Raw genomic sequence first — 25,179 nt, forward strand, 5'->3', positions numbered from 1 at the left:
GAAAATTTTTATTTTGCTGGCGAGTCCATAATCTGTTCGTGGACTCGCCGCATTACAATGAAATAAAAACAAATAGTTAGCTGTAAAGCGTGATTTACGTCACTCTTTATTAGGATAAGGGTTTAGTTTACGGTTCATCCGCCATATTACCGGTATGTTTCCCTTCTTCGGTTCCCTGCCAGCCATGCCGTTGAATTAATGACAGATGTTCGCGATCCTCAGTGATGATTTCGCTCAACATCGCGCTGGTGCGTTTATAAACCGCCGCGCGGGCTTTGGTGTCGTTTTCGCCCATCGCCATCTCTTCCACCATCTGAATATTAAAGCGGCGGAACACATCCGCACGTTCTCGCGCTTCATATGGCCCCAGCCCTAAACTTTCCAACGCCAGGCGCCCGGTTTTCAACGCGCCTTCAAAGGTTTCACGCTCCGGCTTTTCAACACCAGCCTGGCGCAAACGGATGTAGTGGTCGACATCGCGGGCGCGGGCAATAATCTGCAAATGCGGGAAATGCTCCTTCACCATCTCGGTCAGTTGCAGGTTAGTTTGCGGATCGTCAATGGCGTTAATCAGCACTTCCGCTTTCGCCGCACCCGCAGATTCCAGTAAATCCATCCGCGTGGCATCGCCGTAAAACACTTTCATGCCAAATTTACGCAAGGTTTCTATATGGTCCGGGTCGTGATCGAGTACCACCATTTTCACCCCGCTGGAGAGCAGTAAACGTCCGGTGATCTGCCCAAAACGCCCGAATCCGGCAATGATTACCCGCGGCTGTTCTTCGTCGATCTCATCGGCTTCGCGCTCCTCTTCAGTAGAAGATTGCTCAAGGCGATTGAGGATCACCAGCAGAATCGGTGTTGCCGCCATCGACAGCGCCACCGCCAGAGTCAGTGATTTCGCCCACTCCGGCTCCAGCACATTCGCCATCTGCGCCGCACCAAATACCACAAAGGCAAACTCACTGCCCTGCCCTAACAACACTGCAAACCAGCGACGCTGTTTATTCGGCACCTGCAACGGTCGGGCAATCAGCCACAACATGGCGATTTTGATGATGAGGAAGCCGAGCAAAAGAATCACAATACGCAACGGATTTTCAATCAGCGTACCAAAGTCTATCGACATGCCAACGCCAATGAAAAACAGTCCCAGCAGCAAGCCCTTGAACGGTTCAATATCGCTTTCCAGTGCATGACGATATTCCGAGCTTGCCAGCAATACGCCCGCCAGAAACGCGCCCATCGCCATCGACAGGCCGACCTCTTCCAGCAGCAAACCAAAGCCAAACACGAGGAATAATGCCACGGCACTGAACACTTCCCGCAAGCCAGAGCGCGCGACAAAGCGCAGCGCCGGACGCGTGACATAACGCCCCAGCAATACCACCAGCACCAGCGCGCCCACCACTTTTAATGCCGACAGGGCAAATGCGCCCAGCGTGGTCGAGGCGCTGCTCGCCGCCAGTAGCGGGATCATCGCCACCAGCGGGATCGCGGCGATATCCTGGAACAGCAGCACCGCAAAGGCACTGCGGCCCATCTGTGTTACCGTCAGGTTGCGCTCATTCATCGCCTGCATGGCAATCGCTGTTGAGGAGAGCGCCAGGGTCATGCCAATCAGTTCCGCTATCTGCCAGCGCATGCCGAGGAACATGCAGAACAGCCCCAGCAGGCCACCGCAAATCAGCATCTGCAATGCGCCACCACCGAACACTGCCGCGCGTAACTTCCACAACCTTTGAGGATCGAGTTCGAGGCCGATAATAAACAGCATCAGCACCACGCCGATTTCGGCAAAGTGGAGGATAGATTCGGCATCAGTCACCAGCCGCAGCCCCCACGGGCCAATAATGCAGCCTGCAATCAGGTAGCCAAGTACCGAGCCAAGCCCAAGGCGTACCGCAATGGGTACAATCAGCGCCGCCGAACCGAGATAAATCAGCGCCTGAATCAGCGTATGGCTATCCATGATGTGCCTCCTGCCATTCCAGCAGACGTTGCTTATAGTGGCGCGCCTGCCCTTCGAGGGTTTCGTCGTCACAAATAAAGGTGCAGTGCATGGCAAACGGTGGTAGCCAGTTCAGCCCGCAGTAAATTGCCGTCGCCTGTAGCGGCTGTGACAGCACATCAAAACCTGGATGCGCGCCAATCTCAAAATGGCTTTCCCCACCGCCGGTCGTCACCGCCCACAGCAAATGTTTGCCATGCAGCGCCGTGCCACCGTGACCGTAAGCCCAGCCATGCGAGAAAACTTTATCGATCCACAATTTGAGGAGCGGTGGAATGCTGTACCACTGCATCGGGTGCTGCCAGACAATCAGATCGGCGCGAGACAGCGCCGCCTGCTCGGCGGCAATATCGATATTGAAGTCAGGATAGAGTTGATAAAGAGAGCGAATTTCGACGCCTTCCAGCGTCCTTGCCTGTTCAAGCATCCGTTTATTCGCATGGGAATGATGCGGATACGGATGCGCATAAATTATTAAGATCATAGTTAGCCTGCGCAATTACGCCTTTGTTTTCCCACAAAGTGTAGTCACATATTCACGCGGCTTATAGTCAATAATATTGATTCAGAAAAGAGAGAAATCTGAATAAATTACCCCGCTCGCTGCCTGCGAATCGTCATATTGCTGGTCTGCGCCAGTGACATCCCACGCGTTTCCGGGGCAAATGCTATAGAAATCAGCAGGCCAAATAGCGAGATACCCGCGCCCATCAGCATCGTGTTACTGATGCCGTAATTATTGATAAAGATCGGCAGTGCCCAGGTCGAAACAATGGTGCCAATACGACTTAAGGACATAATCACGCCCACGGCAGAGGCGCGGATATCCGTCGGGAAGAGTTCATTAGGATAGAGCCACTGCAAATTACCCGGCCCGCCAGAGAAAAAGGCATACACCGCAAAGGCCATCACTACCAGCCAGATCCCCATATCCGGGATCAGCCCCAAAACCGCCAGCGCCAGCGTCATCATGGCAAAGCTGCCAATCAACAATGGACGCCGTCCGGCAGTGTTTAACCACAGCATCGGTGGAATACAGCCGAGCATAAAGAACAGGCTAATCACCACATTCCCTAGTGCCGCGTTTTTGCCAACCCCCAATCCCAACAAACCAACGATTTGCGGGCCAAAGGTGTAGATGGCGAACATCGGGATCACCTGGCAAGTCCAGATGGCGGCAACAAACAGAACAAAAGGAAAATGGCGGCGATTGAACAGATCGCGAAAACGGGTTTGCTGCGGCTGCTCTTCATCGAAAGCCACCGGTTCGCCAAACAGTTTGATCATCATCTCTTCGCACTCTTTTACTCGCCCTTTGCGTAACAACCAGCGGGGAGATTCAGGCAGTTCGAATCGACCAATCAAAATCAACAAACAGGGGATCGCTGCGCTACCCAGCATCCAGCGCCAGCCGCCTTCCACATCATACAGCCAGTAACCGACCAGATCGGCGCAGGTCGCGCCGACATACCACATGGCGGCGATAAAGCTGATGGAAAACGCCCGCTGACGGGTACTGGAGAATTCGGTGATCATTGAGGTGGCGATGGGATAATCCGCACCGATAACAATGCCGATGAGTACCCGCATCACCAGCAGTTCGACGGGGGATGAGACAAACATCGTCGCTACAGAAATCACCCCAATGGCGATGATATCGATGAGAAACATTTTGCGCCGTCCGACTTTATCGGAGATATAGCCAAACAGCGATGTGCCGACGAACAGCCCGGCGAGCGTTCCCGCGCCCAGCAAGCCAATCCAGTCAGCGTCCAGTTTCAGCGCCGGAGTCAGTTGCTCCAGCGCCACGCCAATCATTACCAGTACATAACCATCCAGAAACGGACCACCGCTTCCCCACAGCAAAATGCGGCGGTGAATAGAGGAGAATTTGAGATCGTCAAAGTTTCTGGACGGTTGCATGGGTTATTCCTGTTTTTGCAATGAGAGTCAGTACGGCGTTACTTATCAAACCAACATCAGCCGTAACGAAACTCCACACCAAAGGTGCCGCGCGGGTATTCCCACTGCTCCAGCGCTGACCCCAGTCCCAGAATGCGACAGGTGCCGCACTCCAGACATCCGGCGTAATCGAAGCGCACACTGCCGTCATCCTGCTTCTTGTACAGACCTGCGGGGCACGCTTTCACCAGCAGCTCCAGCACCTGTTTATCGGCATCGGCCTTCACAACAATGTGCGGATGCTCTTCATCGACATTGAATTTATTGACGCCCAGTTTGACGTCCACATTGACGGGAGAAGTCATAAAACGGTCACTCCTTTCATGCCATCCTTGAGCAGATTGATGAAACCTACTTTCTTGCCGTGACGGAGGATTTTCTTGCGCATCAGTTCCGGCGCACTGCCGTCAATGGTGAACAGGTCACGCGCCACGCCCACCGCCAGTTCCGGGTAGCCGCTAAACATGCGTGGGTTATCAAGGAACGCCGGTAGTTTTTGGTACATGCGCATATCGCGCAGCGGGCCACTCTCCAGATGCTGACGATATTCCGCCAGTTTCTGCTTACTGAAATCGTCGCTTTTCATCGCTGAAAGCACGGTTTTTGCTGCCGCTTCCCCGGCAGCAATCGCCAGATCCATACCGCGAATGGTAAAACCGAGATTCATACACATTCCGGCGGCATCACCGGCAATCAATACGCCGTCACCGACCAGTTCCGGCAGCATGTTGATGCCTGCTTCCGGCACGACATGAGCGGAATATTCCACCAGCTTGCCGCCCGCGATCAGCGGTGCAACTGCCGGATGCTGTTTGAAATCTTCCAGCATTTGCGGCACCGATTTTTTCGCGTCATGCAGATGATGCAGACCACAAACCAGCCCCAGCGACAGGGTATTTTCATTGGTATAAAGGAAGCCACCGCCCATCAGGCCATCGGTGGGAGAACCCGCAAACAGGCAAGCCGCGCCCTGATTACCCTGCAACTGAAAACGGTCTTCGATAACTGACTTCGGTAACTCAATCAACTCCTTCACGCCAACCGCCACATCCGTCGGTTTAACGCGTTTTGCCATCCCCAGCTTTTCGGCAAGGATGGAGTTCACCCCATCGGCAAGGATCACCGTTTTCGCTTCAATCACATCGCCATCGGCTTCTACGCCGACAACTTTGCCATCACGCTGCACGAGGTTATCGACGCGAATCCCGGTAATTAACTGCGCGCCCGCTTCTTCGGCCTGCTCCATCAGCCAGCAATCAAATTTACTGCGCAAAACAGAGTAAGAACGCTGGGATGGTGAGGTTTCGTCGCCATTGCAGTAGTCCATGGTCATCGCTGACTTTTCTGTCATAAACGCGAGTTTTTCATGAGTGATCAGGCGTTCAACAGGCGCGCTTTCGGCGAAACCAGGAATAATGTGTTCCAGACTGTGGGCATAGAGACGCCCGCCAGTAACGTTCTTGGCACCTGCGGAATTGCCTCGCTCGATAACTAACACTTGCGCCCCTTCGCGGGCGAGCACCAGTGCGGCAACCGAACCGGCAAGCCCAGCACCGACGATGATGGCGTCAAAGATATCTTCGGACATAAGAGCTCCCTGTCAGCAGCAGGGCCGAAATACAGCCCTGCCAGAGTGGATCAACGCGCTAAAGCTGCGGTCAGCGCCGGAAGGATCTTCACGGCGTCGCCAACAATGCCGTAATCCGCGTACTGGAAGATCGGCGCATTTTTATCTTTATTGATGGCGAAAATGGTTTGCGACGCGTTAGCGCCCACCATGTGCTGGATCTGCCCGGAGATCCCCACCGCCAGGTACAGTTCAGGTTTCAACATCAGGTTGGAGATACCGACATAGCGTTCGTGCTCCATCCATTTTTCGTTTTCCGCCACCGGACGAGAACAGGCCAGCTCCGCGCCTATCGCCTGGCAAAGTTGCTCTGCCAGCGCAATGTTTTCTTTGCAGCCAATACCGCGACCGACGCTGACCACCAGACGGGCTTTGTCGAGATCGACACTGTTGCTCTGGCGCGCCTGTGTTGCCGTGCGGGTAACCGCCACCGCCGGAGCCTGCCACTCAACGGTGTGCGTTTCGCCAGTACGTGATGCATCCGGCTGAGTCGCATCGAACGTGCCGCTACTAATGGTCAGTACCGCATACGGTGTGGCAATCCGCTCTTCGCCAATCGCCAGACCGCCGTAAACCATGTGTTTCACCGTCGCTTTACCATCCTGCACACTGACGGTGCTGGCATCGTTAGAAACCGCCGCTTTAAGGCGATAACCCAGTTTCGCCGCCAGTAATTTGCCACGACGAGTGTTCGGTAGCAGCACCAGGCCGTCCGCGCCGTTCTGGCGAATGGTGTCCGCCATCACTCCTGCGTAATCTTCGATCATCCGATCGTCCGGCTTACCGCTTAATTTCCAGACATGATTAGCGCCGAGCTGGATTGCCAGTGCGCCGTCGGCATCACTCAGGACAAAAGTATTGATTTGATTAGCTAAAGCCTGCGCACCGTTCATCAGTTCCGGCAGACGAAAAGGGGTATCGCTGAATACCCAGACTTGAGAAAACGTGTTCATAGCATCCCCTGTAATTAAATGACTTTGCGAAGATTTTCAGCAAATGCGGCGATCTGTTCTTCGCCGTCGCCTTCAATCACGATGCGCTGACGCTCGCGCTGTTTCGGTGCGGCAACCTGTTGTTCTGACCAGGCTGCCTGCGCGTTAAAACCGATATCCGCCGCCGACCACACCTGGACTGGCTTTTTCGCCGCACCGAGAATGGCTTTCATCGAAGGAATTTGTGGGGAGTTGATATCAGTGGAAACAGCAACAACCGCAGGCAGCGGAATGCTTAAAGTTTCTGTTTCATCTTCCAGTTCGCGCTCAACGGTGAGGGTATCTGCCGTCAGGGCGAGAATTTTGCTGACACCGTTAACTGCTGGAATGTTGAGGATTTCGCCCACCAGCAAACTAACCTGCTGGGCATAAAGGTCAGAAGAACCATCGCCGCAGAGGATCAGATCAAAGCCTGCTTTCTGGGCAGCCGCAGCCAGTGCGGTCGCAGTTTGTTGCGGCAGTGCCTGCTCGAACTGATCATCAATCACTACAATCAGTTCATCCGGGCCGCGCGACAACACATCTTTACGCCCTTTGGCGTTGGTCAGAGCTTTACCGCCCACACTTAAGGCCGTCACCTGCGCCTCTGCCGCCTGCTGTTTTAACTGGCAAGCCGCTTCAATAGCGTTCAGATCGTATTGGCTTATTTTCGCATCGGCTTTGCTGAAGTCTAATGAACCATCAGCATTATTGATCGCAATATCCTGTTCATCAGGCACGCACTTATAGCAAGTAATAATCTTCATTGCATCTCCAGAAATCATGAAGGAAACGTCGTTCATATCGGTGGTGTTAATTACAGATATCACGTCCTTTAATTCGGGAATAAAACTTTAATCACCAATATTGAAAATGTCACACGCAGATAAATTCAACTTTCAATATTGTTAAGTTCCTCACCAATATTGAAAACACGACGTAGCCAAAAGAAATTTTCAATATTGTTTTATGGATCACCAATATTGAAAGTCAGATGCTATTTTTTTACTCAAAAATAGCGATATGCAATTGATTAATAATGAATATTCACATCGATATTCGCTATTTTCAGCCAATAACAAAACGTGATAGGCATCACAGAACACAGCCAACTGAATACCCATTATGAGTTAGCCATTAACGCGTCAACGAGGTTAATAATAATTATATTAAATGTTAACAAAAATAAAACAAACGGGAACGCAAAATAAATATTCGTTTTCACAGTGGAATTAACTCATGAAGAATGAAAAGAGAAAAACGGGAATAGAACCGAAGGTATTCTTTCCGCCGTTAATAATTGTTGGCATACTCTGTTGGCTTACAGTCAGAGATCTGGATGCGGCTAATGTCGTTATTAATGCCGTATTCAGTTACGTCACCAATGTATGGGGATGGGCGTTTGAATGGTATATGGTGGTGATGCTTTTCGGCTGGTTCTGGCTGGTGTTTGGCCCGTATGCCAAAAAGCGTTTAGGTAACGAACCACCCGAGTTCAGCACCGCCAGTTGGATCTTTATGATGTTCGCCTCCTGTACGTCAGCCGCCGTACTGTTCTGGGGATCAATTGAAATCTACTACTACATTTCCACGCCGCCATTTGCTTTAGAACCAAACTCTACTGGTGCAAAAGAACTGGGGCTGGCTTACAGCTTGTTCCACTGGGGACCTCTGCCGTGGGCCACTTACAGCTTCCTTTCAGTCGCCTTCGCTTACTTCTTCTTTGTCCGCAAAATGGATGTGATTCGCCCCAGCTCTACCCTCGTACCACTGGTTGGCGAAAAACACGCCAAAGGGCTGTTTGGTACTATCGTCGATAACTTCTATCTGGTGGCGCTGATCTTCGCAATGGGTACCAGCCTGGGTCTTGCCACACCGCTGGTAACCGAGTGTATGCAGTATCTGTTTGGTATTCCGCATACTCTGCAACTGGACGCCATCATCATTACCTGCTGGATCATCCTCAACGCTATCTGCGTAGCCTGTGGTCTGCAAAAAGGGGTAAAAATCGCCAGCGACGTGCGCAGCTATCTGAGTTTCCTGATGCTCGGCTGGGTATTCATCGTCAGCGGTGCCAGCTTCATCATGAACTACTTCACCGACTCGGTGGGGATGTTGCTGATGTATCTGCCGCGCATGTTGTTCTATACCGATGCCGTTGGCAAAGGTGGCTTCCCGCAGGGTTGGACCGTGTTCTACTGGGCGTGGTGGGTAATTTACGCCATCCAGATGAGTATTTTCCTGGCCCGTATTTCCCGTGGACGTACCGTGCGTGAACTGTGCTTTGGTATGGTGATGGGCCTGACAGCATCCACCTGGATCCTGTGGACCGTGCTCGGCAGTAACACTCTGCTGTTGATGGATAAAAACATCATCAACATTCCAAACCTGATCGAACAGTACGGTGTGGCGCGCGCCATCATCGAAACCTGGGCCGCTCTTCCACTCAGCACCGCCACCATGTGGGGCTTCTTTATTCTCTGCTTTATTGCCACCGTTACCCTGATTAACGCCTGCTCTTACACCCTGGCGATGTCTACCTGTCGCGAAGTGCGCGACGGTGAAGAACCGCCGCTGCTGGTGCGTATCGGCTGGTCAATTCTGGTAGGCATTATCGGCATTGTTCTACTGGCGCTCGGCGGCCTGAAACCGATTCAAACCGCCATTATCGCCGGAGGATGCCCGCTGTTCTTCGTCAACATTATGGTGACGCTCTCCTTTATTAAAGACGCGAAACAGAACTGGAAAGATTAATTAACCCCCAAAATATCAAGAGGTTGAAAGATGGATTTTAATTTGAATGATGAGCAGGAACTGTTTGTCGCCGGTATCCGCGAACTGATGGCCAGCGAAAACTGGGAGGCCTATTTTGCCGAGTGCGACCGTGACAGCGTCTACCCCGAACGTTTTGTCAAAGCACTGGCAGATATGGGTATCGATAGCCTGCTGATCCCGGAAGAGCACGGTGGTCTGGATGCGGGATTCGTCACTCTTGCCGCTGTGTGGATGGAACTGGGTCGTTTGGGGGCGCCAACCTACGTGCTGTACCAGCTGCCGGGCGGGTTTAACACCTTCCTGCGTGAAGGCACCCAAGAGCAGATCGACAAGATTATGGCGTTTCGCGGCACCGGTAAGCAGATGTGGAACTCAGCGATTACCGAACCGGGCGCGGGCTCCGACGTGGGTAGCCTGAAAACGACTTATACCCGTAGAAATGGTAAGATTTACCTCAATGGTAGTAAGTGTTTTATTACCAGTAGCGCCTACACCCCGTACATCGTGGTGATGGCGCGCGACGGGGCTTCTCCGGACAAACCTGTCTACACCGAATGGTTTGTTGATATGAGCAAACCGGGCATCAAAGTGACCAAACTTGAGAAGCTCGGCCTGCGTATGGATAGCTGCTGTGAAATCACCTTTGACGACGTGGAACTGGACGAGAAAGACATGTTCGGTCGGGAAGGTAATGGCTTTAACCGCGTCAAAGAAGAGTTCGACCACGAACGTTTCCTGGTAGCCCTCACCAACTACGGTACTGCGATGTGCGCCTTTGAAGATGCGGCGCGCTACGCCAACCAGCGTGTGCAGTTTGGCGAGGCTATTGGCCGTTTCCAGTTGATTCAGGAAAAATTCGCCCATATGGCGATCAAATTAAACTCCATGAAAAACATGCTGTATGAAGCAGCGTGGAAAGCAGACAACGGCACCATCACCTCTGGCGATGCGGCGATGTGTAAATACTTCTGCGCCAATGCGGCGTTTGAAGTGGTGGACAGCGCAATGCAGGTGTTGGGCGGTGTCGGGATTGCGGGCAACCACCGCATCAGCCGCTTCTGGCGTGACCTGCGTGTAGACCGCGTCTCCGGGGGATCTGACGAAATGCAGATCCTGACGTTGGGTCGCGCGGTGCTGAAGCAATACCGCTAAGTCCGTGCGCTGCCTGATGCGACGCTTGCCGCGTCTTATCAGGCCTACAGGACCATGCGTATTTTCACGCAAGGTGCGGTGTTCGTAGGCCGGATAAGGTGTTTATACCGCATCCGGCAACCGTGCGCCGCTGCCTGATGCGACGCATGCCGCGTCTTATCAGGTCTACAGGACCATGCGTATTTTCACGCAAGGTGCGGTGTTCGTAGGCCGGATAAGGTGTTTATACCGCATCCGGCAACCGTGCGCCGCTGCCTGATGCGACGCTTGCCGCGTCTTATCAGGCCTACAGGGCCATGCGTATTTTCACGCAAGGTGCGGTGTTCGTAGGCCGGATAAGGCGTTTACGCCGCATCCGGCAATCATGCGCTACATAAATTTTTCAGGAGCTAATATGGATCATCTACCGATGCCGAAATTCGGACCGCTGGCTGGATTACGGGTTGTCTTCTCCGGTATTGAAATCGCCGGGCCGTTCGCCGGGCAAATGTTCGCGGAATGGGGCGCGGAAGTTATCTGGATCGAAAACGTCGCCTGGGCCGACACCATTCGTGTTCAACCGAACTACCCGCAGCTCTCCCGCCGCAATTTGCACGCACTGTCGTTAAATATCTTCAAAGATGAAGGCCGCGAAGCGTTTCTGAAACTTATGGAAACCACCGATATCTTCATCGAAGCCAGTAAAGGTCCGGCCTTTGCCCGTCGTGGCATTACCGATGAAGTCCTGTGGCAGCACAACCCGAAACTGGTTATTGCTCACCTGTCCGGTTTTGGTCAGTACGGCACCGAGGAGTACACCAATCTTCCGGCCTATAACACCATCGCCCAGGCCTTTAGTGGTTACCTGATTCAGAACGGTGATGTTGATCAGCCAATGCCAGCTTTCCCGTATACCGCCGATTACTTTTCTGGCCTGACCGCTACCACTGCGGCGCTGGCAGCACTGCATAAAGTGCGTGAAACCGGTAAAGGCGAAAGTATCGACATCGCCATGTACGAAGTGATGTTGCGTATGGGTCAGTACTTCATGATGGATTACTTCAACGGCGGCGAAATGTGTCCGCGCATGACCAAAGGTAAAGATCCCTACTATGCAGGTTGCGGTCTGTACAAATGTGCCGACGGCTACATCGTAATGGAACTGGTGGGCATTACTCAGATTGCAGAGTGCTTTAAAGATATTGGCCTCGCGCATCTGCTTGGTACGCCAGAAATCCCGGAAGGCACCCAGCTTATCCACCGTATCGAATGCCCTTACGGCCCACTGGTAGAAGAGAAACTCGATGCCTGGCTGGCGGTACATACCATCGCAGAAGTAAAAGAACGCTTTGCCGAGCTGAATATCGCCTGCGCCAAAGTGTTGACCGTACCGGAACTGGAAAACAATCCACAGTATGTGGCCCGTGAATCAATCACCCAGTGGCAAACGATGGATGGTCGCACCTGCAAAGGCCCGAACGTGATGCCGAAATTCAAAAATAACCCTGGCCAAATCTGGCGCGGAATGCCGTCGCACGGCATGGACACGGCGGCCATTTTGAAAACCATCGGCTACAGCGAAAACGACATTCAGGAGTTGGTCAGCAAAGGTCTGGCCAAAGTTGAGGACTAAACGCGTGGCGCCAGTCGGCTTGCCTGACTAGCGCCCGCCCAATTACAAACGAACAAAATGGATAGAGGTGCAATGGATATCATTGGCGGACAACATCTACGTCAAATGTGGGACGATCTGGCGGACGTTTACGGTCATAAAACGGCGCTGATTTGTGAATCCAGCGGTGGAGTCGTTAACCAGTACAGTTATCTTGAGCTAAATCAGGAAATTAACCGTACCGCAAACCTGTTTTATGCGCTGGGGATCCGCAAAGGCGACAAGGTCGCGCTACATCTCGACAACTGCCCGGAATTTATCTTTTGCTGGTTCGGGCTGGCGAAAATTGGCGCGATTATGGTGCCGATTAACGCCCGCCTGCTGCGCGAAGAGAGCGCGTGGATCCTGCAAAATAGCCAGGCGTGCCTGCTGGTAACCAGTGCGCAATTTTATTCTATGTATCGACAGATTCAGCAGGAAGATGTCACGCAGCTGCGACATATTTGCCTGACAGATGTGGCGCTTCCCGCTGAAGATGGCACGAGTTCGTTTATTCAACTAAAAGATCAACAACCTGCCACTTTGTGCTATGCACCGCCGCTATCAACCGACGATACGGCGGAAATCCTCTTTACCTCCGGCACCACCTCCCGACCGAAAGGAGTGGTGATTACCCATTACAACCTACGCTTCGCTGGATACTACTCAGCCTGGCAGTGCGCCCTGCGTGACGATGACGTCTACCTGACGGTGATGCCTGCGTTTCATATCGATTGCCAGTGTACCGCGGCGATGGCGGCGTTTTCTGCCGGAGCCACCTTTGTGCTGGTCGAGAAATACAGCGCCCGCGCCTTCTGGGGACAGGTACAGAAGTACCGTGCCACCGTCACCGAATGTATTCCGATGATGATCCGTACGTTGATGGTGCAGCCGCCTTCTGCGAATGATCGACAACACTGCCTGCGGGAAGTGATGTTTTATCTCAACCTGTCGGAGCAGGAAAAAGACGCCTTTTGTGAACGCTTCGGCGTTCGCTTGCTGACATCTTATGGGATGACGGAAACCATTGTGGGCATTATCGGCGATCGCCCCGGCGATAAGCGTCGCTGGCCGTCAATTGGTCGTGCAGGTTTTTGCTACGAAGCGGAGATCCGCGACGATCACAATCGTCCGCTCCCGGCGGGAGAGATCGGCGAAATCTGCATTAAAGGCGAACCAGGGAAAACCATCTTCAAAGAGTACTTTCTCAACCCGCAAGCCACAGCCAGAGTCCTGGAAGCCGATGGCTGGCTGCATACTGGCGATACAGGATACCGCGACGAAGAGGGCTTTTTTTACTTCGTCGATCGTCGCTGCAATATGATTAAACGCGGTGGGGAGAATGTCTCCTGCGTGGAGCTGGAAAATATTATCTCCGCCCATCCGAAAATTCAGGACATTGTGGTTGTTGGTATTAAAGATTCTATTCGCGATGAAGCTATAAAGGCCTTTGTGGTGCTGAATGAAGGTGAAACATTGAGTGAGGAAGAATTTTTCTGCTTCTGTGAACAAAATATGGCGAAATTTAAAGTGCCATCTTATCTGGAGATCAGAAAAGATCTGCCACGTAATTGCTCGGGGAAAATAATCAGAAAGAATCTGAAATAAACATAATGGCAGGGAATTATCCTGTCAGACAATAATCACGCTCTAAAATAATATGCATTTTTTTGCAGGGATGTCGTCGTCCCTGAAAAAGTAAAAATGGAGAAAAGGAATGAGTGAATCATTACATCTGACCCGCAATGGATCAATTCTGGAAATTACCCTTGATCGCCCAAAAGCGAATGCTATTGATGCAAAAACCAGCTTTGAGATGGGCGAAGTATTTCTTAATTTCCGTGACGATCCGCAACTGCGTGTCGCTATTATTACCGGAGCCGGAGAGAAATTCTTCTCTGCCGGCTGGGATTTAAAAGCGGCAGCAGAAGGCGAAGCGCCGGATGCTGACTTTGGGCCTGGCGGTTTTGCAGGATTAACCGAAATTTTCAATCTGGATAAACCAGTCATCGCTGCCGTGAACGGCTACGCCTTTGGCGGCGGCTTTGAACTGGCGCTGGCGGCAGATTTTATTGTCTGTGCGGAGAACGCCAGCTTCGCCCTGCCGGAAGCCAAACTGGGTATTGTCCCGGACAGCGGCGGCGTGCTGCGCCTGCCGAAGATCCTGCCGCCTGCCATTGTCAATGAAATGGTGATGACCGGCAGACGGATGAGCGCAGAAGAGGCGCTGCGCTGGGGGGTAGTCAACCGCGTGGTTAGCCAGGCGGAACTGATGGACAACGCCCGTGAACTGGCGCAGCAGCTGGTTGACAGCGCGCCACTGGCGATCGCGGCGCTGAAAGAGATCTACCGCACCACCAGTGAAATGCCAGTAGAGGAAGCATATCGCTATATTCGCAGCGGCGTGTTGAAACACTATCCATCAGTTCTGCATTCGGAAGATGCCATTGAAGGGCCGCTGGCGTTTGCCGAGAAGCGTAATCCGGTGTGGAAAGGACGTTAATAACCGTGAGCTATTACGCCTTTGAGGGATTAATTCCGGTGGTTCACCCGACGGCGTTTGTCCATCCCAGCGCGGTGTTAATTGGCGATGTGATTGTGGGAGCCGGTGTTTACATCGGTCCCCTCGCCTCACTGCGCGGTGATTACGGACGGTTGATTGTGCAAGCGGGAGCCAATATTCAGGACGGCTGCATCATGCACGGCTACTGCGCCACAGACACCATTGTGGGGGAAAACGGTCATATCGGTCATGGTGCAATCCTGCATGGCTGCGTGATTGGTCGTGATGCATTGGTCGGGATGAACAGCGTGATTATGGATGGCGCGGTCATTGGCGAAGAGAGCATTGTTGCCGCCATGAGCTTTGTCAAAGCGGGCTTTAGTGGCGAGAAACGCCAGTTGTTGATGGGTACGCCAGCCCGCGCGGTGCGCAGTGTTAGTGACGACGAGCTACACTGGAAACGGTTGAATACCAAAGAGTATCAGGATCTAGTTGGGCGCTGCCATACAGCGTTACATGAAACGCAGCCATTGAGGCAAATGGAGGAAAATCGCCCCCGTTTGCAGGGGACGACGGATGTGACGCCAAAGCGATAGCTGTCGGATGCGGCGTAAACGCCTTATCCAACCTGGCTGGAAAACACCCCGTAGGCCGGATAAGATGCGCCAGCATCGCATCCGGCGAACTGGCCGCGCGGTATCAAGGAGATTAAATTAACGACGCATGCTCTTCGACAACATCATCTGCCACTTCTGCTCGCGGTTAAGTTCCGTGAGCGGAACAGCTGGAATACGCGGCGTCTTTCTTACACCGACTAATTTTTCCCGACTGTTATTGCGCAGGCGCGCGTAAATTTGCTCATCGATATCGACCACTTTTACCAGTCGCTGACACTGGCATCCCCGTCCTTCCAGCTTATTAGGGATCATCTTAACTTCGCAGCTTATTTCTGTGACTTCCGACAGAATATAAGTCAGGGTATTAATCGCCTTGCTGTGTTCAATATCGAAATGAATAGAGATCTCTCTTGCTATCACCCAACGATTTTCAGCCATCATCCATTCGGCGATTAACAAATAGAGTGGTTTTTCAACACATCCTTCACACATACGAACTCCAGTTTCACAAATTAAAAGACTGGCTATGACTCGTTTTGAAGCAATTAAACAAAGCCATATTAAAATTGTGGATATATCGATAGTATGCAACCTAACGAAGGATTAGTGTGAGCAAAATCCTGCTTACGCCATCAAAAATATGAATTCCAACAAAGTTTTGCTTTACAGGTAAAAAAAACGGTCCTCTTTCGAGAACCGTATTAGTTATTCGATCAAAATGGCGGATAAAACATATCCGCCATGACACGCTATTATTTGATCTGTGCGTGCATTTCCTGCACCGAAATAACTTTTTCGGTCGCATCGGCATTCAGCGCCATCGCGGTGGCGAAACCGCCGTTCAGGGTGGTGTCGTAATGCACTTTATATTGCAGCGCACTGCGACGAATCACGCGGGAGTCTTCTATCGCGCGGCGACCTGAAGTGGTGTTGATGATGTAGGTGTATTCGCCATTCTTAATACGGTCCTGAATGTGCGGACGACCTTCATGCACTTTGTTTACCAGACGCGGATTGATACCCGCTTCGCCCAGCACAATCGCCGTACCGTGGGTTGCATCCAGCTCGAAGCCCTGTTTCAACAGTTTTGCTGCCAGGTCCACCACGCGCTCTTTGTCGCCTTCACGCACAGAGAGCAGCGCACGGCCCTGTTTCTTCATGGTGGAGTTGCTGCCCAGCTGCGCTTTGGCAAACGCTTCAGCGAAGGTGCGACCGACGCCCATCACTTCCCCGGTGGAGCGCATTTCTGGCCCTAACAGCGGGTCAACGCCCGGGAATTTGTTGAACGGCAGCACCACTTCTTTCACCGAGTAATACGGCGGGATGACTTCTTTGGTCACGCCCTGCTCGGCCAGCGTTTTGCCTGCCATTACGCGCGCTGCCACTTTCGCCAGCGGTACGCCGGTGGCTTTGGAGACGAACGGAACGGTACGCGCCGCACGCGGGTTAACTTCAATCAGGTAGACTTCGTTGTTTTTCACCGCAAACTGCACGTTCATCAGGCCGCGCACCTGCAATTCGAAGGCCAGTTTCTGCACCTGTTGGCGCATCACATCCTGAATTTCCTGACTTAAGGTGTAGGCTGGCAGAGAACATGCAGAGTCACCGGAGTGCACTCCCGCCTGCTCGATGTGTTCCATTATGCCGCCAATCAACACCATTTCGCCGTCGCAGATGGCGTCCACGTCCACTTCTACCGCGTCATCAAGGAAGTGGTCCAGCAGTACCGGAGCATCGTTAGACACGCTCACCGCCGTCTGGAAGTAGCGACGCAGGTCGGCTTCATCGTAGACGATTTCCATCGCCCGACCGCCGAGAACGTAAGACGGGCGCACCACCAGCGGGTAGCCAATCTCTTTCGCCTTCTCTACTGCCATCTCAATAGCGGTAACGGTAGCGTTAGCTGGTTGCTTCAGTTTCAGACGGTCAACCGCATGCTGGAAGCGTTCACGGTCTTCTGCACGGTCGATAGCATCCGGGCTGGTGCCAATAACCGGCACGCCAGCGGCTTCCAGCGCGCGTGCCAGTTTCAGCGGGGTCTGACCGCCGTACTGGACGATAACGCCTTTCGGCTTCTCGATACGCACGATTTCCAGCACATCTTCCAGGGTTACCGGCTCGAAGTAGAGACGGTCTGAAGTGTCGTAGTCGGTAGAAACGGTTTCCGGGTTACAGTTAACCATAATGGTTTCGTAACCGTCTTCACGCAGCGCCAGCGAGGCGTGTACGCAGCAGTAGTCGAATTCGATACCCTGACCGATACGGTTCGGGCCGCCGCCAAGGACCATGATTTTGTCACGGGTGGACGGGTTGGATTCGCACTCATCTTCGTACGTGGAGTACATGTATGCCGTGTCGGTGGCGAATTCTGCCGCACAGGTATCCACACGTTTGTAGACCGGGTGCAGGTTGTACTGGTCACGAAGCTTGCGGATTTCCGCTTCGCGCACGCCCGCCAGTTTAGCCAGACGCGCATCGGCAAAGCCTTTGCGTTTCAACTGACGCAGGAAGTCCGCGTCGAGGCCGTTGATACCAACTTCCGCCACTTTCTCTTCCAGGCGCACCAGTTCTTCAATTTGTACCAGGAACCAGCGGTCAATGTTGGTCAGGTTAAAGACGCCATCGACAGACAGGCCCGCGCGGAAAGCATCGGCGATGTACCAGATACGCTCTGCGCCTGCATCTTTCAGTTCGCGGCGGATTTTGGTCAGGGCTTCCGGATCATCAAGGCTCACTTTCGGATCGAAACCAGTCGCACCGACTTCCAGACCGCGCAGGGCTTTTTGCAGGGATTCCTGTTGCGTGCGACCAATCGCCATCACTTCACCAACCGATTTCATCTGGGTGGTCAGACGGTCGTTCGCACCTGCGAATTTCTCGAAGTTGAAGCGAGGAATTTTGGTCACCACGTAGTCGATGGACGGCTCGAAGGAGGCCGGAGTACGCCCGCCAGTGATGTCGTTCATCAGCTCGTCAAGAGTGTAACCAACCGCCAGTTTCGCCGCCACTTTGGCAATCGGGAAGCCGGTCGCTTTTGAAGCCAGCGCCGAAGAACGCGACACACGCGGGTTCATTTCGATAACAATCAGACGACCGTTTTTCGGGTTAACCGCAAACTGGACGTTGGACCCGCCAGTTTCAACGCCGATTTCACGCAGCACCGCCATCGAGGCGTTACGCATGATTTGATATTCTTTGTCGGTCAGCGTTTGCGCTGGTGCGACAGTGATGGAGTCACCGGTGTGGATGCCCATCGCATCGAAGTTTTCGATAGAGCAGACGATGATGCAGTTATCGTTTTTATCACGCACAACTTCCATCTCGTACTCTTTCCAGCCGATCAGCGACTCATCAATCAGCAGCTCTTTGGTTGGGGAGAGATCCAGACCGCGGGCGCAAATTTCTTCAAATTCTTCGCGGTTATAGGCGATACCGCCACCGCTACCGCCCATGGTAAAGGATGGGCGAATAATGCACGGGAAGCCAACGTCAGCGGCAACCGCCAGGGCTTCTTCCATGGTGTGTGCGATACCAGAACGCGCGGTTTCGAGGCCGATTTTCTTCATCGCAACATCGAAACGGCGGCGATCTTCTGCTTTATCAATCGCGTCGGCGGTAGCACCAATCATGGTGACGCCGAACTCTTCCAGCACCCCCTGACGCTCAAGTTCCAGCGCACAGTTCAGCGCCGTTTGGCCGCCCATCGTCGGCAGCACCGCGTCCGGACGCTCTTTTTCAATAATCTTGCGTACCACTTCCCAGTGAATCGGCTCGATGTAGGTCGCATCGGCCATTTCCGGGTCGGTCATGATGGTCGCAGGGTTGGAGTTCACCAGAATGACGCGGTACCCCTCTTCGCGCAGGGCTTTACATGCTTGTGCGCCAGAGTAGTCAAACTCACACGCCTGACCGATAACAATCGGGCCCGCACCCAGAATCAGGATACTTTTTATATCTGTACGTTTTGGCATGGCTCTTTTACTCCTGATTACTTAGCGGTTTTACGGTACTGCTCAATTAACTCGATAAAGTGGTCGAACAACGGCGCTGCGTCGTGCGGCCCCGGGCTGGCTTCAGGGTGGCCCTGGAAGCTGAACGCCGGTTTATCGGTGCGATGAATCCCCTGTAACGTACCGTCGAACAGGGATTTATGCGTAACACGCAGGTTTGTAGGTAATGTTGCTTCGTCCACCGCAAAACCGTGGTTCTGGGCGGTAATCATCACCACGTTTTTCTCCACATCTTTAACCGGATGGTTGCCGCCGTGGTGACCAAATTTCATTTTGATGGTCTTCGCACCGCTCGCCAGCGCCAGCAGCTGATGACCGAGGCAAATGCCAAATACCGGAATATCGGTTTCGAGGAATTTCTGGATGGCGGTAATAGCGTAATCGCACGGGGCCGGGTCCCCAGGACCGTTGGAGAGGAAGATGCCGTCCGGATTCATTTTCAGCACATCTTCGGCAGAAGTTTGCGCCGGAACGATGGTCAGGCGACAGCCTCTGTCCACCAGCATCCGCAGGATGTTGCGTTTGGCGCCGAAATCATAAGCCACGACGTGGAACGGCAGCTCGTCTTCTTTTTTTGCTTCTGGCAGGCCGCCGGTCAGCGTCCAGCTCCCTTGTGTCCAGCTATAGGTTTCTGCGGTGGTCACTTCTTTTGCCAGATCCATGCCGTTCAGACCTGGGAACGCGCGGGCTTTTTCTAACGCCAGCGCCGCATCCGGGTTATCGCCCGCGATAATGCAGCCATTCTGTGCACCTTTCTCGCGCAGTAAACGCGTCAGCTTACGGGTATCGATATCGGCAATCGCCACGATGTTATGGCGTTTCAGGTAAGAAGAGAGGTCTTCGGTATTACGGAAGTTGCTGGCAATCAGCGGCAGGTCGCGAATCACCAGACCTTGTGCATGTACCTGAGAAGATTCTTCATCAGCGTCATTAGTGCCGACATTGCCAATATGGGGATAAGTAAGAGTAACGATTTGACGAGAATAGGAAGGATCAGTGAGGATTTCTTGATAACCGGTCATTGAAGTATTGAAAACGACTTCCCCAACCGCCGAACCTGTTGCCCCTATGGCCCGACCGTGAAACTGGGTTCCGTCTTCCAGAACCAATAGCGCTGACTTAATCAAAACACCCTCCAGAGAATATTCACTCACTTTATTTGCATATTAATTCACAGTGATGACGTAAATCAATGCAAATCTGCTTACCGACGAATTTCTGGCAAACGGCGGCATTCTGGATATAAGTGCGCTAAAAGTCAACTTAATGGCGGGATTTTTTATGTTATTTTATGGCTCATGCATGTTTTAATCGCATTAACCGACAAAAAGATCAGCTAACTCTGTCTGGAAAACGCTTGCGCAGTGAGAAGAATGTATTCAATAGATGCGGCACGATAAAAAGTGGACCAAATGGTCAAAATTTACATTAAAACAACAAAAACAAACGACAAAATATATATTTTTTACCACTTTTCATTCAAACATGATTAAAACAATCAAAATAAAAGGCCTTAAAAACAAAGGCCTGTAAAATCATAAAATTAAACGAGTTATTTTTGCATCAATAGCAATGTTTAATTGCTACAAATTAGTAAGATTTAGCACATCTCGCATATCAAAAAGACCATTTCGCTTGCCATTCAGCCACAGTGCCGACCTTACTGCGCCGTTAGCAAAGGTCATGCGGCTGGAAGCCTTATGGGTAATCTCCAGCCGTTCGCCAATATCAGCAAACATGGCGGTATGTTCGCCAACGATGTCACCGGCACGGACGGTAGCAAAACCAATGCTGCCTGGCACTCGTTCACCGGTATGGCCTTCACGACTGTAAACGGCGCAATCGTTGAGATCTTTATCCAGCGCATGGGCAATCGCTTCCCCCATCGCCAGCGCGGTGCCTGACGGCGCATCCACTTTATGTCGATGATGTGCTTCGATAATTTCGATGTCAGTGTAGTCACCCATTACCTGAGCGGCTTTCTCCAGCAGCTTAAGCATGACATTGACACCGACGCTAAAGTTAGCGGCAAAGACAATCGCAATATCCTCGGCGGCATCACGAATAGCCTGTTTGCCTGCTTCGTCAAACCCCGTCGTGCCGATCACCATCCCTTTGCCATGCTGGCGACAAAATGCCAGATGATTCAGCGTGCCTTCCGGACGAGTAAAATCGATAAATACGTCGAAATCATCTTTTACCGCATCGAGACTGCTTTGCACGGTAACGCCCGTTTTTCCGACTCCGGCCAGTTCACCGGCGTCGCTGCCCAGTAAAGAAGATCCCTCGCGCTCCAGCGCCGCGCCAAGCTCTACGCCTTCCAGCGCCAGCGCCGCCTGAATCAACTGCCGCCCCATGCGACCACCCGCTCCCGCGATGGCCACGCGAATGTTTGCATTATGCATAGCTATTCTCTCTTGTTAATTTTGCGTAAACCGTTTCAGAGTACCCAGCGTATCGCGACGCTGCCAGCGAAAAACGGCGATAATTAGAATTAAATGTAAAACAGGAGGTGTCATCAGCAAAACCGTTGAAATCAGCGAAAACCGCATGATTCTCTGACCACTAATGCCGGTGGCAAAATGATCCGTTTTGGTGGTTCATCATTACCCTGAATGCGGCTGTAGAGCAGTTCCCCGGCCTTGCGACCAATCTCTTTTGCCGCCACCGAAACGGTGGTAAGCGCTGGCTGTACCAGCGCGGCTTCGGTGATATCGTCAAATCCCACCAGCGCAAAATCCCGCCCTGGTTCCCGCCCCATTTTCCGTAATGCCTGCATGACGCCCAATGCGACAATATCCTGATAGCAAACAGCAGCGGTAATGTGCGGATAGCGCGCCAATAGCGATTCAGCCACTTTTGCACCGTCTGACTGGTTAGCCTGCGCGGCAACAATCCATTGTGGATTAGGTGATATCCCATGTTCCAGTAAGGTGCTGGTAAAACCGCCAATACGTTGCGCACGGCTACCGGAGTGCGGGCTGCCGCCAATAAAGGCAATGTTCTTATGCCCCATTTTCACTAAGTGTGTGGTCGCCATTTGCGTACCGAGAAAATTATCGGTTCCGACAAAGTCAAAATCAGGATCGCTTAACGGGCGCACCACCATAATGGCAGGAATATTGCGCCGCTTTAACGCCTCAAAAAAGGAGGCTGGCGTTTCCCGCGCCGCACACAACACCATGCCACAGGCGTTATTGCGCATCAGAGAATCAACAAACTTTTGCTGCCGCTCGCCAGATTCTTCACTATTCGCCAGAAAGAGCAGCAGATCATGACGCTCCATTTCGTGACTCAGTCCGGCGGTCATTTCGCCGTAAAATGGGTTAGTAATATCGTGCAGCAATAACCCGACCTGATTACTACTGCGATTGCGTAAATTCGCCGCTGTCTGGTTATAGACATAACCGGCATCATCCAGAGCTTTTAATACTCTCTCGCGCGTTGCCTGCGAGATCCGCCCCCGATTACGCAACACCATCGAGACTGTCGCTGTAGAAACTCCCGCTCGCTCTGCAACCTGCGCCAGCGTTACTGTTGTCATCTTTTCTCCTGAACACTATCGAAGGTTAATCGGTTAATCTTTTTGCTCAAATATCCCTGTGACGCTTCTCACATAACAATGCCATTTTCGCTATCTGTTATCGAATATGCCGGGTTAATCGCGTTAACCACGCTGTCATAACAAGGTTAATCGATTAATCTCTGTTTAGAAAACACGGAGGCCGAAAATGCGATCAACCTATAACAAATTCCCGGAAGTTGCCGTTCGGGGATACGACAATCAGGCCTGGAGCGGCTGGGCGTCGATCTGCAACGAAATTAACGACAGGGCTTCGGCATCGGCCAAAACGGTGGTCGTTATTGACTGCTACCCCGGTGTGCAACTGGCTGAACTTGAGCAGCATTTTTTGCCAATACTCAATGCAGTAAAGGTACTGAATGTCGAATCGGCGCGCCGCACGCCGCAGGCGCTGCATGAACTGCTGGCGCGAAATCTTACTGATGATCGCGTGTTCGGCGTGCTTTCCTGCCATCAGCTTGCTGAATTTTATGATGCAGAAAAACTGAAGCAACTGCGCCAGCAAGTTGAAGATATTCAGAACGGCGTAGTCGTTCTCTACGGTTCCGGTGCCGCACTGGCTCATGAAGGCGATGTGTTGATTTATGCCGATATGCCGCGTTGGGAAATTCAGCAACGAATGCGTCACGACGGGCTGGGAAACTGGGGAGCAGAAAACCCGGATGAAGACCTGCTGCGCCGCTATAAACGAGCATTTTTTATTGAGTGGCGCGTGTTCGATAAACACAAAGCCCCACTTCTGAAACGCGCTGATTATCTGCTGGATACCACCATAAAAGCGTCTCCCGCGATGGTTAGCGGTGAAGCGCTACGTTGTGCGTTACAGCACACCACCACGCGACCGTTTCGCGTCGTGCCATTCTTTGATCCCGGCGTGTGGGGCGGTCAATGGATGAAACAACAATTCGATCTCGATCCCTCCGCGCCAAATTACGCATGGTGTTTTGATTGCGTGCCCGAGGAAAACAGCCTGTTACTGCGTTTTGGCAACGTGCGGATCGAGATCCCCTCACAGGATCTGGTGCTTCTCTACCCGCGCCCTTTGCTGGGTGAAAAAGTCCACGCCCGCTTTGGCGCGGAGTTTCCGATTCGTTTTGACTTTCTCGATACCATTGGCGGGCAGAACCTGAGTTTTCAGGTGCATCCGGTGACGGAATACATTCAGCAGCAGTTCGGGATGCACTACACCCAGGATGAAAGTTACTACATTCTGGAAGCAGAACCTGACGCGGTGGTTTATTTAGGAACCAAAACCGGTACACAGCCACAAGAGATGCTGGCCGATCTTCAGGCGGCAGAATGTGGCGAAAAAGCCTTTGATGATGCCCGCTTTGTGAATCAGATCCCGGCATGTAAACACGACCACTTTTTGATTCCCGCCGGAACTGTGCACTGCTCTGGTGCGGGTACGATGGTGCTGGAGATCAGCGCAACGCCCTATATTTTCACCTTCAAGTTGTGGGATTGGGGACGTCTGGGGCTCGATGGATTACCGCGCCCTGTCCATCTGGAACACGGCGAGCAGGTAATTGACTGGCAGCGCGATACGCAGTGGGTGCATGAAAATCTGGTGAATCGGATTGAACCACTCGCCGAAGGTAACGGCTGGCGAGAAGAGCGTACCGGAATGCATGAACGGGAGTTTATCGAAACCCGCCGCCACTGGTTTACCGCGCCAGTGATGCATCACACCTACGGCTGCGTCAACGTGCTGAATCTGGTGGAAGGTGCCGAAGCTATCGTTGAAAGCCCCACCGACGCCTTCGAATCGTTCGTTATCCACTATGCCGAGACGTTTATTATCCCTGCCGCGGTCGGGGAATATCGCATCGCCCCCTTTGGCAAAGGCATCGGGCAACAACTGGCGACCATGAAAGCCTGGGTCAGAGGATAAGCTGATGATTAACCTTATTGTTGCGACCCACGGCCCACTTGCCGGAGCGTTACTGACCAGTAGCCGGATGGTCTACGGTGAGCTACTCCACGTTTTTACCGTCACCTTAAGTGAAGAAGCGGGCATAGAAGGTTTTAAACGTGATTTCGCCCTGACGCTGGAGCACGCCGGACAAGATAGCGACGGCGTTCTGGTGCTGTGTGACCTACAAAGCGGCACACCGTGGAATGTGGCCTGCCAACATGCTTTTTCACCCTCAACCAAACCGCCTGTCGCCGTAGTCGCGGGCGTCAATTTCCCTATGCTCTTACTTAGTGAAGAGATCCGCCATTTAACCGATGTTCACGCCGCCGCCATAGAACTGTTGGCATTGACCGCACCGACGCTTGTCAAAGCCGCCCCGGTGTTATCCGTTCAGCCAGATGATTTTTAAAGGAATATGTT

Annotated in this window: 20 protein-coding genes; 8 read left to right on the forward strand and 12 right to left on the reverse strand. The window is 52.5% G+C overall.

Going from position 1 to position 25,179, the window contains the following annotated elements; translation table 11 throughout:
• Positions 1-127: 127 nt before the first annotated feature.
• From kefC to A9180_RS01060, 7 genes are all read right to left on the reverse strand, one after another.
• Positions 128-1,972 (reverse strand): glutathione-regulated potassium-efflux system protein KefC, encoded by a 1,845-nt coding sequence (gene kefC / locus A9180_RS01030; protein WP_064525290.1) that lies wholly within the window; start codon positions 1,970-1,972, stop codon positions 128-130.
• Positions 1,965-2,495 (reverse strand): glutathione-regulated potassium-efflux system oxidoreductase KefF, encoded by a 531-nt coding sequence (gene kefF / locus A9180_RS01035; RefSeq protein WP_064525298.1) that lies wholly within the window; start codon positions 2,493-2,495, stop codon positions 1,965-1,967. The genes kefC and kefF overlap by 8 nt, the downstream gene beginning before the upstream one ends.
• 107 nt (positions 2,496-2,602) lie before the next feature.
• Positions 2,603-3,934: an MFS transporter gene (locus tag A9180_RS01040; RefSeq protein ID WP_064525301.1), complete on the reverse strand. Its 1,332-nt coding sequence runs from the start codon at positions 3,932-3,934 to the stop codon at positions 2,603-2,605.
• 56 nt (positions 3,935-3,990) lie between these two features.
• Positions 3,991-4,278 carry a ferredoxin-like protein FixX gene (gene fixX, locus A9180_RS01045; RefSeq protein ID WP_000203747.1) on the reverse strand — a complete coding sequence of 96 codons (288 nt, stop codon included), beginning with the start codon at positions 4,276-4,278 and terminating at the stop codon, positions 3,991-3,993.
• The gene (locus A9180_RS01050) at positions 4,275-5,561 is read right to left on the reverse strand and encodes an FAD-dependent oxidoreductase (RefSeq protein WP_064525305.1); all 1,287 of its coding nucleotides are present in this window, start codon (positions 5,559-5,561) and stop codon (positions 4,275-4,277) included. The genes fixX and A9180_RS01050 overlap by 4 nt, the downstream gene beginning before the upstream one ends.
• 50 nt (positions 5,562-5,611) lie before the next feature.
• A complete protein-coding gene (locus A9180_RS01055) occupies positions 5,612-6,553 on the reverse strand; it encodes an electron transfer flavoprotein subunit alpha/FixB family protein (RefSeq protein ID WP_064525308.1) in 942 nt (313 codons plus the stop codon).
• 14 nt (positions 6,554-6,567) lie between these two features.
• The gene (locus tag A9180_RS01060; RefSeq protein ID WP_064525310.1) at positions 6,568-7,338 is read right to left on the reverse strand and encodes an electron transfer flavoprotein FixA; all 771 of its coding nucleotides are present in this window, start codon (positions 7,336-7,338) and stop codon (positions 6,568-6,570) included.
• 472 nt (positions 7,339-7,810) lie between these two features.
• On the opposite strand from A9180_RS01060, the gene caiT reads away from it, so the two are divergent.
• The 6 genes from caiT (at position 7,811) to caiE (ending at position 15,227) form a co-directional block, all read left to right on the forward strand.
• Positions 7,811-9,325 carry an L-carnitine/gamma-butyrobetaine antiporter gene (gene caiT, locus A9180_RS01065; RefSeq protein WP_064525315.1) on the forward strand — a complete coding sequence of 505 codons (1,515 nt, stop codon included), beginning with the start codon at positions 7,811-7,813 and terminating at the stop codon, positions 9,323-9,325.
• Positions 9,326-9,355: 30 nt separating this feature from the next.
• Positions 9,356-10,498: a crotonobetainyl-CoA dehydrogenase gene (gene caiA / locus A9180_RS01070; RefSeq protein WP_000347117.1), complete on the forward strand. Its 1,143-nt coding sequence runs from the start codon at positions 9,356-9,358 to the stop codon at positions 10,496-10,498.
• A 394-nt stretch (positions 10,499-10,892) separates the two neighbouring features.
• Positions 10,893-12,110: an L-carnitine CoA-transferase gene (gene caiB / locus A9180_RS01075; RefSeq protein WP_064525318.1), complete on the forward strand. Its 1,218-nt coding sequence runs from the start codon at positions 10,893-10,895 to the stop codon at positions 12,108-12,110.
• A gap of 72 nt (positions 12,111-12,182) precedes the next feature.
• On the forward strand, positions 12,183-13,736 hold the full coding sequence (caiC, locus tag A9180_RS01080) for a crotonobetaine/carnitine-CoA ligase (RefSeq protein WP_064525321.1): 1,554 nt from the start codon (positions 12,183-12,185) through the stop codon (positions 13,734-13,736).
• 109 nt (positions 13,737-13,845) lie between these two features.
• Positions 13,846-14,631 carry a crotonobetainyl-CoA hydratase gene (gene caiD / locus A9180_RS01085; RefSeq protein WP_064525324.1) on the forward strand — a complete coding sequence of 262 codons (786 nt, stop codon included), beginning with the start codon at positions 13,846-13,848 and terminating at the stop codon, positions 14,629-14,631.
• A 5-nt stretch (positions 14,632-14,636) separates the two neighbouring features.
• Entirely contained in the window at positions 14,637-15,227 is a 591-nt protein-coding gene (caiE, locus tag A9180_RS01090) for a carnitine operon protein CaiE (protein WP_064525328.1), read from the forward strand.
• Positions 15,228-15,344: 117 nt separating this feature from the next.
• Here caiE and caiF read toward each other — a convergent pair whose 3' ends face one another.
• The 5 genes from caiF to A9180_RS01125 all read right to left on the reverse strand — a co-directional run bounded on the left by caiF (position 15,345) and on the right by A9180_RS01125 (position 22,802).
• A complete protein-coding gene (gene caiF, locus A9180_RS01095) occupies positions 15,345-15,740 on the reverse strand; it encodes a carnitine metabolism transcriptional regulator CaiF (protein WP_064525331.1) in 396 nt (131 codons plus the stop codon).
• 260 nt (positions 15,741-16,000) lie between these two features.
• Positions 16,001-19,219 (reverse strand): carbamoyl-phosphate synthase large subunit, encoded by a 3,219-nt coding sequence (gene carB / locus A9180_RS01105; RefSeq protein ID WP_064525334.1) that lies wholly within the window; start codon positions 19,217-19,219, stop codon positions 16,001-16,003.
• Positions 19,220-19,236: 17 nt separating this feature from the next.
• Complete coding sequence (gene carA, locus A9180_RS01110) at positions 19,237-20,385, reverse strand: glutamine-hydrolyzing carbamoyl-phosphate synthase small subunit (protein ID WP_064525337.1); 1,149 nt, start codon at positions 20,383-20,385, stop codon at positions 19,237-19,239.
• Between the two features lie 456 nt (positions 20,386-20,841).
• Positions 20,842-21,663: a 4-hydroxy-tetrahydrodipicolinate reductase gene (gene dapB / locus A9180_RS01120; protein ID WP_064525342.1), complete on the reverse strand. Its 822-nt coding sequence runs from the start codon at positions 21,661-21,663 to the stop codon at positions 20,842-20,844.
• Between the two features lie 131 nt (positions 21,664-21,794).
• A complete protein-coding gene (locus A9180_RS01125) occupies positions 21,795-22,802 on the reverse strand; it encodes a LacI family DNA-binding transcriptional regulator (protein ID WP_064525345.1) in 1,008 nt (335 codons plus the stop codon).
• 187 nt (positions 22,803-22,989) lie between these two features.
• On the opposite strand from A9180_RS01125, the gene A9180_RS01130 reads away from it, so the two are divergent.
• Positions 22,990-24,735, forward strand: coding sequence for a class I mannose-6-phosphate isomerase (locus A9180_RS01130; RefSeq protein WP_064525348.1), 1,746 nt, complete (start codon positions 22,990-22,992; stop codon positions 24,733-24,735).
• A 4-nt stretch (positions 24,736-24,739) separates the two neighbouring features.
• Positions 24,740-25,168, forward strand: coding sequence for a PTS sugar transporter subunit IIA (locus A9180_RS01135; protein WP_064525351.1), 429 nt, complete (start codon positions 24,740-24,742; stop codon positions 25,166-25,168).
• The last annotated feature ends 11 nt before the right edge of the window (positions 25,169-25,179 follow it).

This window comes from Escherichia sp. B1147, from assembly GCF_001660175.1.
GTDB classification, from domain to species: domain Bacteria; phylum Pseudomonadota; class Gammaproteobacteria; order Enterobacterales; family Enterobacteriaceae; genus Escherichia; species Escherichia whittamii.

Coding starts and splice junctions, on each gene's coding strand:
- caiC (WP_064525321.1), top strand. CDS start 12,183: ATGGATATCATTGGCGGACAACATCTACGTCAAATGTGGGACGATCTG.
- A9180_RS01040 (WP_064525301.1), bottom strand. CDS start 3,934: ATGCAACCGTCCAGAAACTTTGACGATCTCAAATTCTCCTCTATTCAC.
- A9180_RS01055 (WP_064525308.1), bottom strand. CDS start 6,553: ATGAACACGTTTTCTCAAGTCTGGGTATTCAGCGATACCCCTTTTCGT.
- A9180_RS01050 (WP_064525305.1), bottom strand. CDS start 5,561: ATGTCCGAAGATATCTTTGACGCCATCATCGTCGGTGCTGGGCTTGCC.
- A9180_RS01135 (WP_064525351.1), top strand. CDS start 24,740: ATGATTAACCTTATTGTTGCGACCCACGGCCCACTTGCCGGAGCGTTA.
- A9180_RS01130 (WP_064525348.1), top strand. CDS start 22,990: ATGCGATCAACCTATAACAAATTCCCGGAAGTTGCCGTTCGGGGATAC.
- dapB (WP_064525342.1), bottom strand. CDS start 21,663: ATGCATAATGCAAACATTCGCGTGGCCATCGCGGGAGCGGGTGGTCGC.
- A9180_RS01060 (WP_064525310.1), bottom strand. CDS start 7,338: ATGAAGATTATTACTTGCTATAAGTGCGTGCCTGATGAACAGGATATT.
- kefC (WP_064525290.1), bottom strand. CDS start 1,972: ATGGATAGCCATACGCTGATTCAGGCGCTGATTTATCTCGGTTCGGCG.
- caiT (WP_064525315.1), top strand. CDS start 7,811: ATGAAGAATGAAAAGAGAAAAACGGGAATAGAACCGAAGGTATTCTTT.
- caiF (WP_064525331.1), bottom strand. CDS start 15,740: ATGTGTGAAGGATGTGTTGAAAAACCACTCTATTTGTTAATCGCCGAA.
- A9180_RS01125 (WP_064525345.1), bottom strand. CDS start 22,802: ATGACAACAGTAACGCTGGCGCAGGTTGCAGAGCGAGCGGGAGTTTCT.
- caiD (WP_064525324.1), top strand. CDS start 13,846: ATGAGTGAATCATTACATCTGACCCGCAATGGATCAATTCTGGAAATT.
- kefF (WP_064525298.1), bottom strand. CDS start 2,495: ATGATCTTAATAATTTATGCGCATCCGTATCCGCATCATTCCCATGCG.
- caiB (WP_064525318.1), top strand. CDS start 10,893: ATGGATCATCTACCGATGCCGAAATTCGGACCGCTGGCTGGATTACGG.
- carB (WP_064525334.1), bottom strand. CDS start 19,219: ATGCCAAAACGTACAGATATAAAAAGTATCCTGATTCTGGGTGCGGGC.
- fixX (WP_000203747.1), bottom strand. CDS start 4,278: ATGACTTCTCCCGTCAATGTGGACGTCAAACTGGGCGTCAATAAATTC.
- caiA (WP_000347117.1), top strand. CDS start 9,356: ATGGATTTTAATTTGAATGATGAGCAGGAACTGTTTGTCGCCGGTATC.